Origin of the sequence: Microbacterium sp. BG28, assembly GCF_034044005.1 — a bacterium.
Classification (GTDB): Bacteria; Actinomycetota; Actinomycetes; order Actinomycetales; family Microbacteriaceae; genus Microbacterium.
The window spans coordinates 490,106-508,133 of the sequence record NZ_JAXCHA010000003.1 but is presented as its reverse complement, the minus strand read 5'-3'; the positions used below and the strand labels follow the sequence as shown (position 1 = coordinate 508,133).

Here is an 18,028-nt window from a genome sequence, read left to right as displayed (position 1 = left end):
TCTCATCGATCTGACGACGTCGGAACAGAACGAGGCCGCGATGCGGCCGCTGGGGAGATTCATGAAGCTTTCGGTCATCGGGTGCGGCTACTTGGGCGCCGTCCACGCGGCAGCAATGGCATCCATCGGCCATGAAGTGGTCGGAATCGACGTCGATCAACGCAAGATCGACGCGTTGTCGAAGGGGGAGGCTCCGTTCTTCGAGCCCGGACTGCAAGAGATCCTGTCCGAGGGCATCGCCTCCGGAAACCTGAGCTTCACGACCGACATGGCGGCCGCGCAAGGGGCGAAGGTTCACTTCGTCGGTGTGGGCACCCCGCAGCAGAAGGACGGCTACGCAGCCGACCTCACCTACGTGAATGCCGCTGTCGACGGCCTGCTGCCCTACCTCTCTGAAGGCGACATCGTGGCGGGCAAGTCCACGGTGCCGGTCGGCACAGCTGCTGGGCTCGCGCCGCGGGTGACCGCCACGGGCGCGACGCTGGTGTGGAACCCCGAGTTCCTCCGCGAGGGCTTTGCGGTGCAGGACACCGTCGACCCCGACCGCCTCGTCGCAGGCGTGCCGGCCGGTGACGAGGGCGAGCGTGCCGCATCCGTCCTGCGCGAGGTCTATCACCCCTCCGTCGCCAAGGGCACGCCCTTCATCGTCACCGATTACGCGACGGCTGAGCTGGTGAAGGTCTCGGCGAACGCGTTCCTTGCCACGAAGATCAGCTTCATCAACGCCATGGCCGAGATCGCCGAGGTGACAGGCGCCGACGTGACGCAGCTGGCCGACGCCATCGGGCACGACGCTCGCATCGGGCGACGCTTCCTCGGTGCCGGTATCGGCTTCGGCGGCGGCTGCCTTCCGAAGGACATCCGTGCGTTCAGCGCGCGCGCCGAGGAGCTCGGCCGCGGCGAGTCCGTCGCGTTCCTTCGCCAGGTCGACGAGATCAACCTCCGCCGCCGCGAGCGTGCTGTACAGCTCGTGGTCGAGGGGCTCGGCGGCTCAGTCTTCAAGAAGAACGTCACCGTGCTCGGCGCGGCGTTCAAGCCGCACTCTGACGACATCCGCGACTCGCCTGCGCTCGACGTCGCCGTGCGCCTGCACGGCCTCGGCGCCTGGGTGACCGTGACCGACCCGGCGGCGATCGAGAACGCCCGTCGTGTGCACCCGCAGCTGAATTACGTCGAGGACCGCGACGAAGCGCTGCGCGGTGCCGACGCGGTCATCATGGTCACCGAGTGGGACGAGTACCGTCGCGAGCTCGACCCCGAGCACGCGTCGACCCTCACCGAGGGGCGGGTCGTCGTAGACGGCCGCAACGGACTCGATGCGGCTGCCTGGCGCGCCGCGGGGTGGACGTACTCGGGGATGGGACGCCCTTAGTTCAATCACCTTCGGCTGAGCAGAATTGCTCAGCCGAAGCAGACATTGGAGATGGGAGTCTGCCCACTCCGCTCGACGACAAACTTCAGGAGTTTAGGGGGAGGCGCTTGCGCGGAATAATCCTGGCCGGGGGCTCGGGAACGCGGTTGCACCCGATCACGTTGGGTGTGTCGAAGCAGCTGGTGCCGGTGTACGACAAGCCCATGGTCTACTACCCGTTGTCGACGTTGATGCTGGCGGGTATCCAGGACATTCTGGTGATCACGACTCCGCACGATGCACCGCATTTCGAGCGATTGCTGGGCGATGGGTCGCAGTTCGGGGTGTCGATCACGTTCGCCGTGCAGCCGTCGCCGGACGGCTTGGCGCAGGCGTTCACGATCGGCGCCGAGCACGTCGGCAGCGAGAAGGTCGCTCTCGTCCTCGGCGACAACCTGCTGTACGGGCCCGGGCTGGGTTCGCAGCTGAAGAGGTACAACGACGTCGACGGCGGAGCGGTGTTCGCGTACTGGGTGGCTGAGCCGTCCGCTTACGGTGTCGTCGAGTTCGACGCGGCGGGTCGTGCGGTGTCCTTGGAGGAGAAGCCGGCGCAGCCGAAGTCGAACTACGCGGTGCCGGGGCTGTACTTCTACGACAACGACGTGGTCGAGATCGCCCGTTCTCTCGCCCCGTCGCCGCGGGGCGAGTATGAGATCACCGACGTGAACAGGGCGTATCTGGAGGCAGGCAAGCTGCAGGTGGAAGTCCTACCGCGCGGGACGGCGTGGCTCGACACCGGCACGTTCGATCAGATGCTCGATGCGGGCGAGTACGTGCGCACGATGGAGAGACGAACGGGCATGAAGATTGGTTTGCCCGAAGAGGTGGCATGGCGCCAAGGCTTCCTGTCCGACGCGGATCTGGAGACACGCGCTACCAAGCTGGTGAAGTCCGGATACGGCGCGTATCTTCTCGAACTCATCAAGCGAGGCAAGTGATGTCGAAGCTATTGGTGACCGGCGGTGCCGGGTTCATTGGTTCGAACTTCGTGCACCACGTCGTGGGGAACACGGATCACGAGGTGATCGTGCTCGACAAGATGACCTACGCGGGTAACCGGGCGTCGTTGGCGGGGCTCCCCGAGGACCGGGTGCGGTTGGTGGTGGGTGATATCGCGGATGCGGCGCTGGTGGATGAGTTGTTCGGTCAGGTGGATGCGGTGGTGCATTACGCGGCCGAGTCTCACAACGACAACAGCCTGCATGATCCGCGTCCGTTCCTGGACACGAACATCATCGGCACGTACACGCTGCTCGAAGCGGCCCGTAAGCACGACAAGCGGTTCCATCACATCTCCACTGATGAGGTGTACGGCGACCTGGAACTCGACGACCCGGCCCGGTTCACCGAGAACACGCCTTACAACCCGTCGTCCCCGTACTCGTCGACCAAGGCGGGTTCGGATCTGTTGGTGCGGGCGTGGGTGCGTTCGTTCGGGGTGCGGGCCACGATCAGCAACTGCTCCAACAACTACGGCCCTTACCAGCACGTGGAGAAGTTCATTCCCCGTCAGATCACGAACGTGATCCGCGGGATCCGCCCCAAGCTGTACGGTGCGGGCGAGAACGTGCGCGACTGGATCCACGCCGACGACCACTCCTCCGCCGTGCTCACCATCTTGGACAAGGGCGTCATCGGCGAGACGTACCTCATCGGCGCCGACGGCGAGAAGAACAACAAAGACGTCGTCGAACTCATCCTCACCCAGATGGGACAGCCCGCCGACGCGTACGACCACGTCACCGACCGCGCCGGCCACGACCTGCGCTACGCGATCGACTCCACCAAACTCCGCACCGAACTCGGCTGGGCCCCCGCCTACAGCGACTTCGAAACCGGCCTCGCCAACACCATCGACTGGTACCGCAACAACGAAGCATGGTGGGCACCCACCAAAGACGGCGTCGAAGCCTTCTACGCCAGCAAGGGACAGTGACGATGACGGAGTTCGGTAAGCAGCTCACCGTCACCGAGACCAGCATCCCGGGCCTCGTGGTCTTCGACCTGCCGGTGCATGGTGACTCGCGTGGCTGGTTCAAGGAGAACTGGCAGCGCGAGAAGATGGTGGCGGCGGGCCTTGCCGATTTCGGTCCCGTGCAGAACAACATCTCCTTCAACGACGCCGCAGGAACCACGCGCGGCATCCACGCCGAACCGTGGGACAAGTTCGTCTCCGTCGCCACCGGCCGCATCTTCGGCGCGTGGGTGGACCTGCGTGAAGGCCCCACCTTCGGGGCGGTCTACACGACCGAACTCGACCCCTCGAAGGCGATCTTCGTCCCGCGGGGCGTGGGCAACTCGTATCAAACCCTCGAAGCGGACACGGCGTACACCTACCTCGTCAACGACCACTGGTCGCCCACCGCCGCGTACTCGTTCCTCAACCTCGCCGACGAGACCGCCGCGATCGAATGGCCCATCCCCCTCGATCAGGTGGAGATCAGCGAGAAGGACAAGAACCACCCCCGCCTCGCAGACGTCATCCCCATCCCACCCAAGAAGACCCTCGTGCTCGGCGCGAACGGCCAACTCGGACGCGCCCTGCGCGCTCGCCTGGGCGAGGGCGCACACCTCGAGTACGCCACCCGAGCCGACCTCGACATCACATCCCCCGACCTGCACACGGCCCGCCGCTGGCGCGACTACGACACCATCATCAACGCGTCCGCCTACACCGCCGTCGACAAAGCCGAAACACCCGAAGGCCGCACCGATGCGTGGTCGGCGAACGCGACCGCGGTCGCAGCCCTCGCCCGCATCGCCACCGCACACGGCATCACCCTCGTACACGTCTCCAGCGATTACGTGTTCGACGGCACCAAAACCGGCGCGTACACGGAGACGGATGCCCTCGCACCTCTCGGCGTGTACGGGCAGACCAAAGCCGCCGGCGACACCGCCGCAGCCACCACACCCCGCCACTACATCATCCGCACCAGCTGGGTCATCGGCGACGGCAACAACTTCGTCCGCACCATGGCAAACCTCGCCGAACGCGGAATCAATCCCAAAGTGGTCGACGACCAGACCGGACGCCTCACCTTCACCACCACCATCGCATCCGCCATCGAGCACCTGCTCGAGACACACGCACCCTACGGCGTGTACAACGTCACTAACACCGGCGAACCCACCACCTGGGCCGACATCGCCCGCACCGTGTTCCACCTCACCGGACACGACCCCAACCGCATCACCGGCGTCACCACCGCCGACTACTTCGCCAACGCGACGGGACCAATCTCACCTAGACCCAGCAACAGCATGCTCGACCTCGGCAAGATTGAGGGTGCCGGCTTCACTGCCCCCTACGCGGCGGAGATGTTGGCCCGCTACCTCACCGGCTGATCGCGACGCTGTTCACGTGTTGTAGTCACCAGAGGTGGGATGATCTCCTCGTGGATACCGGCATCCGATCTCTCTTGGCGCGTCGGACGAGTTGATCTCGGTGCGCGATAAGTACAAGGTGTGAAGGTTCGCGATATCAGCACGCGCCTGGCGCACCGAGCTCCCAAGCAATGCCGAACCGCGCCATCAATGGCAACAGCAACACGTTGGAAACCGATCATTCACGCATCGCTCGTAGCGTGACCCCGTGCGATCAGACCGGCTATCCGGCCGTCGGTTCGGGGAAAGGGCCGTGGCACTTCGCCGCCGCGCCTCGGCTGCAATCAAGACCTGCGCTGCGCTGGCCATCATTTTTCTTATCACTGAAGTCGTCGTCTTCGCTCTTCCCTCTCCGGGAGACCCAGGCGACGCCGATCTCATTTACGTGATCGGCCCTCCGACGCCACAGAGGATTTCAGTCGCCCAGCAACTCATCGCGGATGAGAAAGCGAGGGGCCTGTTAGTTTCCGTCTCGCCGCCCGGCAGCCACGATGAAGCGATGGCTTCGAAGATGCAGATCTGTTCGCAGCAGAGTGTGACCTGCGAGTCACCGAGACCCCTGACAACCAAGGGTGAGGCGCTGATGCTCGAGGACTACGCCCGCACACACGAAGTGCACAAGGTGGCCGTCATTACGTTCACCCCGCACGTGGCACGGACGCGGTACATCTTCGCGCGGTGCGCCCCGGACATCGACGTCCAAGTCATCGGTGTCGATGAGCACCTCAGCATCGGCGACTGGGCCTATCAGTTCGCATACCAGACGACGGCCTTCGCCAAGGCCGCGGCCACTCCGTGCGCGAGCGACGACGAGTGACCGCCTCAATGGCATGACGGCTAGCCCGAGAGCCAGTCTCCTCGACAAGGAGGTGGCATCGAGCCGGCCGGCGCGGATGGGTAGGGCTCCGAGACCACCCCGCGGGCATCGAGCGGGAAGTGGACACGTCGATGCTTTGCAAGACGGCATCGAGCTCTTCACAGCACCGAAACGATGACGTATCTGTACCCCGATAGCGTTCGGTTCAACACAGGGGGAAGCGTTGGCAATTCAGAGTACTAGCCGTCAGGAACTGGCAATGCCGCGGCCTGCAGCCTCGCGTTTCCGCCAGGACATCCAAGGGCTACGAGCGGTCGCCGTTCTGCTGGTCATCTTGAACCACGCCGGGCTGCCGTGGCTCCCGGGCGGGTTCGTCGGAGTCGACGTCTTCTTCGTCATCTCCGGTTTCGTGATCACCCAGTCTTTGCTCGGAGGTGAGCACGCGCGGGGGGTATCACTAGCCACCTTCTACGCCGCCCGCGCGCGCCGAATCTTGCCTATGGGCACGCTGATTATCCTCCTCACCCTGCTCGCCTCTTGGGCTGTGATGAACTACGTCCGAGCAGAGCAGGTCGTCAACGACTCTCTGTGGGCTTCGTTCTTCCTCGCCAACTTCCACTTCGCGTTCCAAGGGACCGACTACTTCTCAGCGGACGTCCCTCCGTCACCCTTGCAGCACTACTGGTCACTAAACGTCGAGGAACAGTTCTACATCGTCTGGCCGATCCTCGTCGGCCTGCTCATCTTCGGCCTCACGATGAAGAAGCGACCGGGCCAGCGTCTTAAGCCGCTGCCGACGACACGTCTTCTCATCGTGTTCTGTGTGATCATCGCGGGCTCCTTCGCCTGGTCAGTCTTTCAGACTGCATCGAACCCGACTTTCGCGTACTTCTCGCCTCTCACCCGCGCGTGGGAGCTCGCGCTAGGTGGAGCACTGGTCGTCGCTTCGAGCCACATCGAACGGGTACCTGCGGCGGTCCGTGCGGCTGCCACATGGGTAGGTGTCGTAGGTGTGCTTGCCGCCGCGTTCCTGTTCTCGGATCAGACGCCGTTCCCAGGATCGGCCGTTGCCCTACCCGTTCTGGCGACCGCGCTGATCATCGGAGGCGGTATCGGTCATCCGACCGGGGGCGCCGCGGTGGCTCTCCGCGTGGCACCGATGCGCGCGATCGGCAACTGGTCCTACTCCATCTACCTCTGGCACTGGCCGATCCTCGTCCTCGCCGCAGCGGCTGTCGGCGCGGAACTTCCATTGTGGGGAGCACTGACGCTCGTCGCGCTCTCGATCGGGCTCTCGTACCTCAGCTACCGCTTCATCGAGCAGCCGTTCACGCGTGCGGAGTGGTTCAAGGACTTCAAGGCGCGCAGCCTGGCACTGTGGCCTGCGGCGATCACTCTCTGCATCCTGGCGGTTCTGCTCGTGTCCACTAGTCTTCGTGACGCGTCGGTCGCTCGTGCGCTCGACGCCGCCCAAGCTCAGCCTGCACCGGTCTTTTCAGCCGCGCCTAACGGATCCGGCTCGGGTGACCCGCAGGTCGATCCTGTCGCAGAGGCGGTCTCCGCAGCCGTTGTCGCGGTCCGCGACGTCGCCCCCATTCCGTCACCGCTATCGCCGCCGGTCGACGCTGTTGGCGATGATGTTGACGAGCTCGTGGGATGCAGCGCATCGACCGGACAGACCACGAACGACATCTGTACATACGGCGACGGCGCCGCAGACCGCACGCTCGTTATTGTCGGCGACTCCCATGCGCTCCACTGGGTCCCCGCGCTCGACGCGGCCGGCAAAGCACATGGCTGGCGAGTGCTCCCGGTGGTCAAGCACGGATGCACGATCACCAACGTGACTCTCGTCTCCTCGAACGGGCAGCCGAACACCGAGTGCGACGCCTGGCGCGAGTGGGCGATCGGCGAGATCAACACTCTCGACGCTGACAAGGTGATCGTCTCTCAGTCTGTGCCCGGCTCGATCAGTGACAACGGCACTCGCCTTACCGACTCCCGCATCGATGACATGGGCCAGCTCTGGACCGCAGGTCTTGCCGCCAGCATCACCCGCTTGAGTGCGTCCGGAGCTGAGGTGGCGGTACTCAGCGACGTTCCGGGGGTGCAGTCGACGCCCGAGGAATGCCTCCTCGCCCGGGACGCCACGATGGCCACCTGCTCCTGGCCCAGACTGCAACGCAACGGCATCCTCAACAGCGCGTCCGAGCGAGCCGCCAAGGCTGCAAACGTCACCTACATCGACCTGACATCCTGGTTCTGCGCGGACGGCCAGTGCCCATTGGTCATCGGCAACACCATCGCCTATCGCGACACCAACCACATCTCAGCGACCTACTCGCGCCAGCTCTCCGAATCGCTCGCTGCGAAGGTGGGCCTTCTCTAGGAGACCGAGGAGCTACATGATCCTCAGCCTGCCGCGCTTTCGAATGATCGCGGCCCCCTGAGGTAGCGCATCCCCGACATCGAAGACGCGATCCTCGGTGCGAACGAACAGCTCCGAGCACGCCACGGGCGGAGCCGTCGCCACGAGCCCCGGAGGCCACGGATCAGCTCGATCGCTGCGTCCACATCGGCACCGACGAGGGCGATGAACGACGCCGCGATCTCCGCCGACACCACCCGCTCGTCGGCGCGGAGAGCGAACGCTGTTCCACGCATGCCGCATTCGCCTCGAGATGCCCGGTGACGATCAGCTCCACATCGTGCGCGAACAGCGAGACCAGCCCCCGCATCCGCTCGCCGTGATCCCGCGCGTACGAACTCAGACGGTCGGCGAGCGAGGACACCTCATGATCGGCGACCCCTCGCGCGCCACGACCTGCCCGCTCGCGCCACCGGTGAATGGCTGATTGTCATGACTCGTGAGCTCCGGGCGGTCGCGTGCGCGCACCGGGCACCGTCCCCTGCGCGGTGAGCGTGCGCGTTCTCAACCCGGCGCACCCGCGTTCATAGCTGGTTCACCGAGTGCACACCGTCGACGCCCCTCGCCCGGATAGACCTTCTCTCGGCCCGTCCCGAGGCCGCCGAAAGGATCTTCACAGCTCATGAAGCACCCGTCCCGACGCGCGTGGAGCGTGGCCGCCGTGGCCACCGCACTCGCGCTGATCTCCGCCGCCGCGGCCGCGCCGTCCGTCGCCGAGACGCCCTCGCGCACGGTGGTCATCGACCCCGCCGCCGCATCCGTCGCGGCGCCCGCGTGGCCCACGATCGACCCCGGCGCGATCGATCCGACCGCGACCGGTCCCGGCCGGGCCAGCGAGCTCGCCGCATCCGTCATCGCCACCGCCCGCACCGGCGCGCAGGCTCTCGCGGGCAACACCCTCCCCGCCGCCGCGAACACCGTCCGTGCACACTTCGCCGACTTCATCGCAACGGGAACCCCGCTACTCGCGTCCGCCGACGACACGACGCTCATCGCCCTCGCCGGCGACACCGCGACGGTCGTCTTCGCCAACACCTCCAGCTCAGACACCGCCCTCGAGATCGACGTGCGCTCCTTCGCCGATCACACCACCGCGGCCACCACCGTGCACACCACGAGCGCAGCGGGCGAGCTCGTCGCCGCACCGGCGACTCCCGTTCCCGCAGCCGGCACCATCACCGTCGCCGCGCCCGCGCACTCCATCGTCACCGCCGTCACCACCGGCCTCGTCGTCGCCCAGGCGCAGGCAACGACCACCGCACGCGTCGCACCCGCATCCGCCCTCGTCGGCGAAGGCCAGCTGCGCCTCATCGAGTCGTCCTACGCGCCCGGCAAGGTCATCGAGCTCGGCAACCCCGGCGCCCAGCCCACCGGCCCGACGGGTGCGACCTACCCCGCCCCCGCCGCCGTGTTCACGATCTCCGGCGTCGCCGCCCTCACGCAGAAGCAGGCCGTCGTGTTCTCCCCCGTCACCGCGCGAGCCGACACCTACGTCATCTCCACCCAGGACGGCCGCGTGCTCTCGCGCCGCGACAACGCCGCGAGCGACTTCCGCTACCTGCAGCTCACAGAGCGCACCATCGACGACGCCGCCACCGACCCCTACGCGCAGTGGACCGCCGTCGACGCCGGAAACGGCGAGGTCTCGCTCCAGAACGTGCAGCGGGATGCGGACGGCGCCGTCGCGGCCCTCGACCTCTACAACTGGAAGACCGCCGACGCCTCCGAGGTGCAGACCTACACCGCCAGCGGCGCCGCCGTGCAGAAGTGGAAGATCCACCCCCTCACCGCAACCGTCGCCTCAGACACGGTCATCGTCCAGCCCGGCGCCGCACCCCAGCTGCCGACCCTGCTGCGTGCCGTCTACGGCTGGGGCACCCGGTTCGAGATGACGACCCTCACCTGGGACCGGCCCGATGAGGCCGTCTGGAACACCGACGGCACCGTCACCGTGACCGGCACCGGCATCGGCTACTTCGGCGAGCAGGTGCCCGTCGAAGCCCGCTACATCGTCGGCTCGCTCTCCGACGGCGCCGACGCCCAGTACACGACCTTCGCCGGCGTGCTCGTCAAAGAGCTCCAGATGCGCGCACCCCGCACCGTCGTCCGCGGGGTATCCGGCTCCGAGGCCACCGTCGACGCACCCGTCACCTGGGACTGGTCCCGCGTCACCGACGCCGACTTCGCAGCCCCCGGCACGGTGACCGTCCCCTCCTCCGCGAAGAGCGGGTTCGCGGCGAACCTCGTCATCACCGTCACCCCCGCCGCAGCCACCAACATCCTCCGCGGCGCCGGCGTGCACCACACCGTCACCCACGTGGACGGCTCGAACTTCCAGCTCACCGACGGAGTGCGTAACGTCTCGGGCTTCTCCGACTGGCGATCGGGCGGCGCAGCCAACCGCGTCAACCCGAACACGATCACCTTCTACCTCGACGAGCCCCGGCAGGTCACCGGCGCCGCGGTGTTCGACATCGCCGGCAAGCAGAACATCGGCACCGTCACGGTGCAGTACCGCACGCTCACCGGCGGGTGGGCGAACCTGCCCGGCACCGCCTGGCCGGTCACCAACCCCACCGCCGATCTCAGCCTCGAGGTCACGAACGAACCGGTCATCGCCACCGGCGTGCGCGTCATCATCACCAACAAGTCCGCGAACACGTGGATGACCCTCTCCGAGATCGAGGTCTCGGGACTCACGGCGGGAGACGCACGATGATCCGCTCCACCGCGCCCCTCACCGCCGCATCCACCAAGGAGTCCTCGTTCATGTCACGAACGACCCGCCGCGCCGTCACGGTCGCGACGATCACCGCCATCGCCGGCACCGTGCTGCTGGGCGGCACGGCCGCATCCGCCGCGACGCCCAGCACCACCACCGCACCGAGCGCGACCGGCTCCGACAGCGCCGGCGACCGCTCCAGCTTCGTCGTGCCCGTGCTGCCCGACACGCAGTTCTACTCCCGCTACAGCGCATCGCAGTTCGTACCCCAGTACGGCACGAACCCCTTCGAAGTGCAGACGCAGTGGATCGTCGACAACCAGCGCGAGCTCAACATGCCCTTCACGGTGCACGTGGGCGACGTCGTCGACCAGCAAGGACAGAGCGGCGAGTGGGATGCGGCCGCCAAAGCCATGAAGATCCTCACCGACGGCGGCATGGAGTACTCCGTGCTCCCCGGCAACCACGACGTGAGCGACATGAACGCCCGCTCCTCCGTGGGCATCTCGGGCAACTACCTCGCCCGCTTCGGCGAATCCCAGCTGCGCGCCCAAGCGGGCGACGGTCTGATCGGCACCTTCCAGAACGGCCTCTCCTCGGCCTACCTGTTCGAGGCCGAAGGCCACACGTGGATGTCGCTCGCGATCGCCTGGAACGCCTCCGACGACACCTTCGCGTGGGCGCAGGGCGTGCTCGACGCACACCCCGGCATCCCCGTCATCCTCTCCTCCCACGCGATCATCGGCATCGCCGAAGACCAGGTGTCGCCGGCATCCTGGTGGTGGGGCGAGGAGCTCTGGAACCGCCTCATCAAGGGCAACGACGAGATCATCCTCACCGTCAACGGCCACTTCCACGGCTCCACGTCGCAGACGCGCACGAACGACGCCGGTCACCCGGTGTATCAGGTGCTCACCGACTACCAGATGGCCGCCGACGGCGGAAACGGCATCATGAGCCTGTTCGAGTTCAACCTCTCGGGCGGCGACATCACCCTGTCGACGATCTCGCCGTGGGTGCCCAAGAAGCACGCGAACTCCGTCACCTCCACCGACGCTCCGGTGCTGACCGGCTCCGGGCAGAGCCTCACCATGCCGCTCGACTTCCGCTCCCGCTTCGGGTGGACGATCGACGGGGCCGAAGAAGACAACGTCGACCTCTCGGCGCGAGCGAAGGCGATCGTGTCGAAGGGCTGGAACGGCTCGAACGGCGGCACCGCTCGCGCCGTCGCGGGAGCCTCCAACGACTACGTCCAGGTCGACGGCACCGTCGCGCACTGGCGGTTCGGCGGCGTGCCCGAGGGCGTCGTCGACGAGAACTCGGTGATCCCCGACGTCGCGGGCGACAGCCCGATGTACCGCAACGCGATCGACCAGACCGACGCGAACGAGGCCCTCGACGACGTCAAGATTTCGCATGAGAATCACGCCTACTACTCCTCCGACTTCGGCGCGGTCTGCTTCAGTAACGTCTACCGCAACGCCTCCGGCCCCGACAACCTGTCGTTCCTGTCGACCGAATACGGCGCACCGGCGACCTTCGCCGACCTGACTGCATCGACCGGCTACACGCTGGAGAGTTTCCTCCAGCTCGACAAGAGCTGGACCGAGACCGCCAACCGCTGGGGTGCGGCGATCACCCGCGGCGGCTCGCGCGAGTGGACCGGCATCCACGATTCCGCGGACCCCGGCGCCGGCGCCGCCTGGCTCGGCATCTCGAGCCTGCGCGAGTACCAGTACTCCGCGGGCGACACCACGACGGGCAACTCGTACACCAACTGGTCGGGCGAGATCATGCCCGGCTCCTGGCACCACGTGGCGATCGTCAACGACCCCGACGCCCGCACCGTGATCATGTACGTCGACGGCGTGCCGGTGCTGCGCAACGCGTCGAACGTCGGCGGGATGATGGCGGCCGACTTCATGCCGTGGATCATCGGCACGTCCACGTGGGACACCGAGCCCGACCACGGCTGGAACGGATGCGTCGGCGAGACCCGCATCGTGGATCACGCCCTCTCGCAGAGCGAGTTCCTCACCCAGCGCGTCGACATCGACGGCACGGGCCCGAACTTCGCCCTCGTGACCGACACGGGCACGGTGCTCGCGCACGACGCGAAGATCACCGAGTTCACCGGAACCGGCTTCCCCGGCGCGAAGATCACCGTCACGGCGGGCCAGGCGCGCCTCGGCGAGGCGGTCGTCGCGCAGGACGGCAGCTGGAAGGCGACCCTCGATGCGCCCGTCGCGGGCTCCGGCGCACACGCCTTCGCCTTCACCCAGGCGATCGGCACCCGCTCCGGCACGCCCTTCGAGGCGACCGTGACGATCGGTGAGAACACCGCCTGGAACCCCGTCGAGAGCGACCTGTCCGACACCCTCGAGGGCCTCATCACGGTGACGCCCGAGAACTTCGTGCCGGGCCAGGCGATCAGCGTGCGCGTGCCGGAAGGACACGAGGGCGACCAGCTGTCGGCCTTCCTCTTCTCCCAGCCGACGGCCCTCGGGCTCGCGACGGTCACCGACGGATCCATGCGGCTCGTGACACCCGCATCCCTTCCGTTGGGCGTGCACCGGCTCGCGGTCTACACCGCGGACGGCACGATCCTCGGGTGGAGCAACGTGCTCATCAGCGCACCCGTCACCGGCACCGACCCGACCACTCCGGTCGCGGCGGCTCCGGATGCGTCGGAGACGCTCCCGATCACCGGAATCGAGATCGCCTCCGTGGTGCTGCTGTTCGCCGCGGGACTGGGCGCGCTCGCCATCGGCGTGGGCGCGGTTCGTCGAGCTCGGCGCCGCTGAGCAGATCCTCGTGGGGCCCTTCCCGCATCCCGCGGGAGGGGCCCCACGAGCGCGTATCAGCGGACTTCGCTGCGTCCGCGCACGATCGCGGCGTCGAGGTAGCGACGCAGCGAGACCTCGCGCTCGCTGTTCCACCCCGCTCGCACGCGCACCATCGTCACTCCGCGCGCACGCATCGCCAGCGCGACGTCGTGAGATAAGCGCACCCGATCACCGACCGGGCGCCAGGTCATGCCAACATATTCGGCAAGCACCCGCGCCCCGTCGACCTTGCGTGACGCACCGGCCATGGCGACTCCATTCGAGCTCGCACGAGAACTGCTCTTTCACACCATGTATACATGGTGTGAAAGAGCACGGCAAATGCGCACGACGAGCACGGAGCCACCGCGAACTCCCGCGCCGACGAGCGACCCCGTCGCCCGACCCGACCCGACCCGAAAGAGGACGACCGCCCCATGCGCGACTACTTCGGCGGCGACGACGACGAACTGTGCCCGGCATGGTGCACCGGGGATCACGACCTGTCGGATGATCTCCGCCTGGCGCACCGCAGCGAGGCGAGGTCGGTACCCGCGGTAGAGCGCCTCGACGATCCCGCGCACAACGTGCCTCAGGCCACGACCGTGAATCTGATCGTCGGGCTCGAGAAGTCGGCCGCCGAACTCTGGGTGTGGATCGGCCCCGAGGACGACGCGGAACGCGGTCTCACCCTCAGCGCCGAGAGCGCCCACCGCCTGCAGAACGCCCTGGGCGACATCCTGCACACCGCCCGCACCCGGCGGGACCGCGGCGGAGAATGACCCCCGCGCCCATCGAACCGCCATGTACCATGTAAACATGGTGTCGCGGCAGTCCGGCGACACAGCGATGGTCACTGGACCTGGGAATCCAGGGACGCGTTGCGGTCTCCGTGGGGCGCAACGCCTGGCTCCCCTTTGCGCGCTCACCCCCTCGCAAGGCAAAGGGGAGCCAGCACACGCCTCCCCGGAGCCTTCTCCACAGGCAGTATCCGCATCCGCGCGAATGGGTCAGAGTTGGTCCATGACGATCACCACCGCCGAGCAGTGGACGCAGTACTGCCGGATGCTGGGCGACAATCTCTCGGCGGCGCGCGCCGCGCGGGGCCTGAGCCAGGAGCAGGTCGCTCGCGCAGCGGGCCTGGCGACGTTCACGTACCAGAAGCTGGAGAAGGGCGAGTCCAACCCGGGCAGCCCCGCGAATCCGCGACTGCACACTCTTGTCTCGCTCGCGCTGGTGCTGAACCTCGAGCTCGCGACGATGCTCCCGCCCGCCGGTCTCGCGAAGGCGTGACCGTCGCCGTCAGTGCCCCGCGCCGAGCATCCCCGTGAGCCGGCCGTGGAACGAGGAAGCGGCGGCGTTCATCCCCTCGATCTCCACGGTCTTGCCGAGCCGGTGGTACTTTGTCGCGACCGCGTCCAGCGCCGCGACCGTGGACGCGTCCCAGACATGCGACCGGCTCATGTCGACGATGACGCGCTCCGGGTCGTCGGTGTACGAGAACTGCGTGGTCAGGTCGTTGCTGGACGCGAAGAACAGCTCGCCGTCGACCGCGTAGCGCACGGTCGGAACCTCGGCCTCCGCGTCCACCACGCGCGTCACCGTGACGAGGTGCGCGACCCGGCGGGCGAACAACACCATCGCGACCAGAACGCCCGCCACGACGCCGATCGCGAGGTTGTGGGTCCACACCGTCATGGCAACGGTGATGATCATCACCAGGGTTTCACTCAGCGGCATCCGCGCGAGCGTGCGCGGCCGCACGCTGTGCCAATCGAACGTTGCGATCGACACCACGATCATCACGGCCACCAGCGCCGCCATCGGGATGATCGCCACCACGTCGCCGAGAAGCAGCACCAGGGCAAGCAGGAAGACGCCCGCGAGGAAGGTCGAGATCCGCGTCCGCGCACCGGACGCCTTCACGTTGATCATCGTCTGGCCGATCATCGCGCAGCCACCCATCCCACCGAACGCCCCCGACAGGATGTTGGCGACGCCCTGACCCCACGCCTCCCTGGTCTTCGACGAACGCGTGTCCGTGATCTCATCGACGAGCTTCGCCGTCATGAGCGATTCGAGCAGACCCACGACCGCCAGCGCCAGCGCGTACGGGGCGATGATCTGCAACGTCTCGAGGCTCAGCGGCACGTTCGGCACGAAGAGCGCGGGCAGGCTGTCGGGAAGCGTGCCCTGGTCTCCGACCGTCGGCACGTGCAGGCCGGCCGCCAGCACGATGATCGTCACCACCGCGATCGCAACCAGCGGCGCCGGCACCGCCTTCGTGAAGCGCGGCAGCACGAACATGATGACCAGACCCGCGAGCACCAGCGGATAGACGATCCACGGAATGCCGTCGCCGAACAGCTGCGGTAGCTGCGCGGTGAAGATCAGGATGGCCAGGGCATTGACGAAGCCCACCATCACCGAGCGGGGAATGAACCGCATGAGCTTCGCGACGCCGAGCACCGCGAGAACGATCTGTATCGCACCGCCCAGCAGCACCGTCGCAATGAGATAGTCGACGCCGTGATCGCGCACCACCGGCGCGACCACCAGCGCGACGGCTCCGGTGGCGGCCGTGATCATGGCCGGCCGTCCGCCGACGAAAGCGATCGCCACCGCCATCACGAACGACGAGAACAGTCCCACCCGCGGATCGACGCCGGCGATGATCGAAAACGCGATCGCCTCCGGGATCAGCGCCAGCGCGACGACAAGACCCGCAAGCACCTCCCGCGTCAGCAGCTTCGGACTGCGCACGGCCTGCAGCACCGTGGGTTCGATCCGATGGCGCGGCGAGGTGGATGCGGGAGTGAGAGCGGTCAACGCAGCTCCTTCGTCTGGAGGGCACAGTGCGCCCGAGAACACCGCATCGGCTGCCCGACGCGAGAAGATGGGAGGGGATGCGGACACCGCATCGCCTGCGCAAACCTAACGTAACGTGAGGTTTCTGTCGAATCCCGAGGAGCCTGCCTTGTCAGACGAGCACACGATGCGCATCGGCGAGGTCGCCGAGCGCACCGAGCTGTCGTTCCGCACGCTCCGCCACTACGACGAGATCGGACTCGTGCCGCCCTCAGCGCGCACCGACGGCGGATTCCGGCTCTACACCGAGCACGACGTCGCCCGCATCCTGCTCATCCGGCGCATGAAGCCCCTCGGATTCACCCTCGACGAGATGCGCGAGCTGCTCGAGGTCGTCGACGCGCTCGCCTCCCACCCCGACGACTCGGAGCTGCGGGGTCGCCTCGCGAGTATTCAGCAGGAGGCGTCGGAGCGTCGCGAGCGACTCACGAGGCAGGTGGCGATGGCCGACGAGTTCCTCGGGCTGCTCGCACGGATCTGACCGCCGCATCCGCATCCTTACACTGACACCATGCCCGCGCGCCGCACCCCCGAGCTCGATCTCGCGGGGCTGACGGGACCGGTCTCGCTGCCCGAGGTGAGCGAGTTCTATCGACGCACCGGGGTGCCCGTCGGGCGGCGCTGGTGGGCCGTCGCCCTCACGATCGCGGCACTGCTCACTGCCGAGGCGATCCTCCTGAAGGTCATGATGCCGGCGTTCGGGCTCGATGCCGCGCTGTCCGACGTCGTGTACGGCGGCTTCCTCGTCTTCACGGGCCTGTACGCGCTGGCGCTGGGCGCCATCATCTGGCGCAACGCCGCGCGCCCCGCGCGCATCTTCCGCACCGCCCGCGCGAACCACCTGACCTACAGCGACCGCGGCACGGTCGGCCTGCACCTGCCCGGCTCCGTCATGGCCAGCACCGACGCGTTCGTCGTCACGACCGACGTCCTGAGCGGTGGACCGCCCGACAACACCCTCCCTCGCTTCACCGCCGCGACCCTCGCTCCGCAGGTCGCGGGCACCCGACGTCGCCACGGCATCGCAGCCGTCGCCCTCGACCGACAGACACCCCACATCGTGCTCCAGAACCGTCGCGCCCGCGTCCTGCGCACCGCCGGTCGACGCTTCCGCGGCGAGCAGAGGCTGAGCCTCGAGGGCGATTTCGATCGCGCCTTCACCCTCTTCTGCCCGCGCGGCTACGAGACCGACGCGCTCTACATCTTCACCCCCGACCTCATGGCGCTGATGATCGATCTCGCATCCGACTGCGAAGCCGAGCTGCTCGACGGCTGGCTCGTGCTCTACAGCGGACGCCCCTGGCGACTCTCGACTCCGCGCGGCTTCACGCGGCTCATCTCGCTCGTCGACCTCGTCGGACGCAAGATGCGCGATCGCACCGAGCTGTACCGCGACGAGCACGCGGATGCCGGAACCGCCATCGCGATCCCCGGTCGCCGCCTGCGTGCCCGCCCGTCCTGGGGAGCGGTCGCCTCGACGATCGTGCCGGCCGCGTTCATCGCGCTCGGACTCGTGTCGATGATCCTCGACCTGTTCTAAAAGATGCGGGCTGGACCCCCTTTCGCGAGT

General features: G+C 67.2%; 14 protein-coding genes. 12 read left to right on the top strand and 2 right to left on the bottom strand.

Features of this window, described 5'->3' with window-relative positions; all coding sequences use genetic code 11:
- Window positions 1-61 precede the first annotated feature (61 nt).
- The 8 genes from SK224_RS13515 (at window position 62) to SK224_RS13480 (ending at window position 13,569) form a co-directional block, all read left to right on the top strand.
- Window positions 62-1,372: a UDP-glucose/GDP-mannose dehydrogenase family protein gene (locus SK224_RS13515; protein ID WP_320435188.1), complete on the top strand. Its 1,311-nt coding sequence runs from the start codon at window positions 62-64 to the stop codon at window positions 1,370-1,372.
- 107 nt (window positions 1,373-1,479) lie between these two features.
- Window positions 1,480-2,349, top strand: coding sequence for a glucose-1-phosphate thymidylyltransferase RfbA (gene rfbA, locus SK224_RS13510; protein ID WP_320435187.1), 870 nt, complete (start codon window positions 1,480-1,482; stop codon window positions 2,347-2,349).
- Window positions 2,349-3,347 (top strand): dTDP-glucose 4,6-dehydratase, encoded by a 999-nt coding sequence (rfbB, locus tag SK224_RS13505; protein WP_320435186.1) that lies wholly within the window; start codon window positions 2,349-2,351, stop codon window positions 3,345-3,347. Before rfbA ends, rfbB begins: the two co-directional genes overlap by 1 nt.
- A 2-nt stretch (window positions 3,348-3,349) precedes the next feature.
- A complete protein-coding gene (locus SK224_RS13500; RefSeq protein WP_320435185.1) occupies window positions 3,350-4,759 on the top strand; it encodes a bifunctional dTDP-4-dehydrorhamnose 3,5-epimerase family protein/NAD(P)-dependent oxidoreductase in 1,410 nt (469 codons plus the stop codon).
- 292 nt (window positions 4,760-5,051) lie between these two features.
- Complete coding sequence (locus SK224_RS13495; protein WP_320435184.1) at window positions 5,052-5,615, top strand: hypothetical protein; 564 nt, start codon at window positions 5,052-5,054, stop codon at window positions 5,613-5,615.
- Between the two features lie 259 nt (window positions 5,616-5,874).
- Window positions 5,875-8,004 (top strand): acyltransferase family protein, encoded by a 2,130-nt coding sequence (locus tag SK224_RS13490; RefSeq protein ID WP_320435183.1) that lies wholly within the window; start codon window positions 5,875-5,877, stop codon window positions 8,002-8,004.
- Between the two features lie 700 nt (window positions 8,005-8,704).
- Window positions 8,705-10,762: an RICIN domain-containing protein gene (locus SK224_RS13485; RefSeq protein WP_320435182.1), complete on the top strand. Its 2,058-nt coding sequence runs from the start codon at window positions 8,705-8,707 to the stop codon at window positions 10,760-10,762.
- Window positions 10,759-13,569, top strand: a complete 2,811-nt coding sequence (locus SK224_RS13480; RefSeq protein ID WP_320435181.1) for a LamG-like jellyroll fold domain-containing protein — start codon at window positions 10,759-10,761, stop codon at window positions 13,567-13,569. The genes SK224_RS13485 and SK224_RS13480 overlap by 4 nt, the downstream gene beginning before the upstream one ends.
- A gap of 56 nt (window positions 13,570-13,625) precedes the next feature.
- On the opposite strand, the gene SK224_RS13475 is transcribed toward SK224_RS13480, so the two are convergent.
- Complete coding sequence (locus SK224_RS13475; RefSeq protein ID WP_320435180.1) at window positions 13,626-13,802, bottom strand: hypothetical protein; 177 nt, start codon at window positions 13,800-13,802, stop codon at window positions 13,626-13,628.
- 225 nt (window positions 13,803-14,027) lie between these two features.
- Here SK224_RS13475 and SK224_RS13470 point away from each other — a divergent pair, with 225 nt between their 5' ends.
- Both SK224_RS13470 and SK224_RS13465 read left to right on the top strand, forming a co-directional pair.
- A complete protein-coding gene (locus tag SK224_RS13470; RefSeq protein WP_320435179.1) occupies window positions 14,028-14,372 on the top strand; it encodes a DUF6907 domain-containing protein in 345 nt (114 codons plus the stop codon).
- 241 nt (window positions 14,373-14,613) lie between these two features.
- The gene (locus SK224_RS13465; RefSeq protein WP_320435178.1) at window positions 14,614-14,883 is read left to right on the top strand and encodes a helix-turn-helix transcriptional regulator; all 270 of its coding nucleotides are present in this window, start codon (window positions 14,614-14,616) and stop codon (window positions 14,881-14,883) included.
- A 9-nt stretch (window positions 14,884-14,892) separates the two neighbouring features.
- Here SK224_RS13465 and SK224_RS13460 read toward each other — a convergent pair whose 3' ends face one another.
- The gene (locus SK224_RS13460) at window positions 14,893-16,419 is read right to left on the bottom strand and encodes a SulP family inorganic anion transporter (protein ID WP_320435177.1); all 1,527 of its coding nucleotides are present in this window, start codon (window positions 16,417-16,419) and stop codon (window positions 14,893-14,895) included.
- Between the two features lie 166 nt (window positions 16,420-16,585).
- Between SK224_RS13460 and SK224_RS13455 the strand changes: the two genes are divergently transcribed.
- Window positions 16,586-16,939 carry a MerR family transcriptional regulator gene (locus SK224_RS13455; RefSeq protein ID WP_413816802.1) on the top strand — a complete coding sequence of 118 codons (354 nt, stop codon included), beginning with the start codon at window positions 16,586-16,588 and terminating at the stop codon, window positions 16,937-16,939.
- Window positions 16,940-16,969: 30 nt separating this feature from the next.
- Window positions 16,970-17,998, top strand: a complete 1,029-nt coding sequence (locus tag SK224_RS13450) for a hypothetical protein (protein WP_320435175.1) — start codon at window positions 16,970-16,972, stop codon at window positions 17,996-17,998.
- The last annotated feature ends 30 nt before the right edge of the window (window positions 17,999-18,028 follow it).

Bases quoted from the DNA above. Each gene is read 5' to 3' on its own strand.
- SK224_RS13515 (WP_320435188.1), top strand. From the start codon at position 62: ATGAAGCTTTCGGTCATCGGGTGCGGCTACTTGGGCGCCGTCCACGCG.
- rfbB (WP_320435186.1), top strand. From the start codon at position 2,349: ATGTCGAAGCTATTGGTGACCGGCGGTGCCGGGTTCATTGGTTCGAAC.
- SK224_RS13500 (WP_320435185.1), top strand. From the start codon at position 3,350: ATGACGGAGTTCGGTAAGCAGCTCACCGTCACCGAGACCAGCATCCCG.
- SK224_RS13490 (WP_320435183.1), top strand. From the start codon at position 5,875: ATGCCGCGGCCTGCAGCCTCGCGTTTCCGCCAGGACATCCAAGGGCTA.
- SK224_RS13480 (WP_320435181.1), top strand. From the start codon at position 10,759: ATGATCCGCTCCACCGCGCCCCTCACCGCCGCATCCACCAAGGAGTCC.
- SK224_RS13475 (WP_320435180.1), bottom strand. From the start codon at position 13,802: ATGACCTGGCGCCCGGTCGGTGATCGGGTGCGCTTATCTCACGACGTC.
- SK224_RS13470 (WP_320435179.1), top strand. From the start codon at position 14,028: ATGCGCGACTACTTCGGCGGCGACGACGACGAACTGTGCCCGGCATGG.
- SK224_RS13465 (WP_320435178.1), top strand. From the start codon at position 14,614: ATGACGATCACCACCGCCGAGCAGTGGACGCAGTACTGCCGGATGCTG.
- SK224_RS13455 (WP_413816802.1), top strand. From the start codon at position 16,586: ATGCGCATCGGCGAGGTCGCCGAGCGCACCGAGCTGTCGTTCCGCACG.
- SK224_RS13450 (WP_320435175.1), top strand. From the start codon at position 16,970: ATGCCCGCGCGCCGCACCCCCGAGCTCGATCTCGCGGGGCTGACGGGA.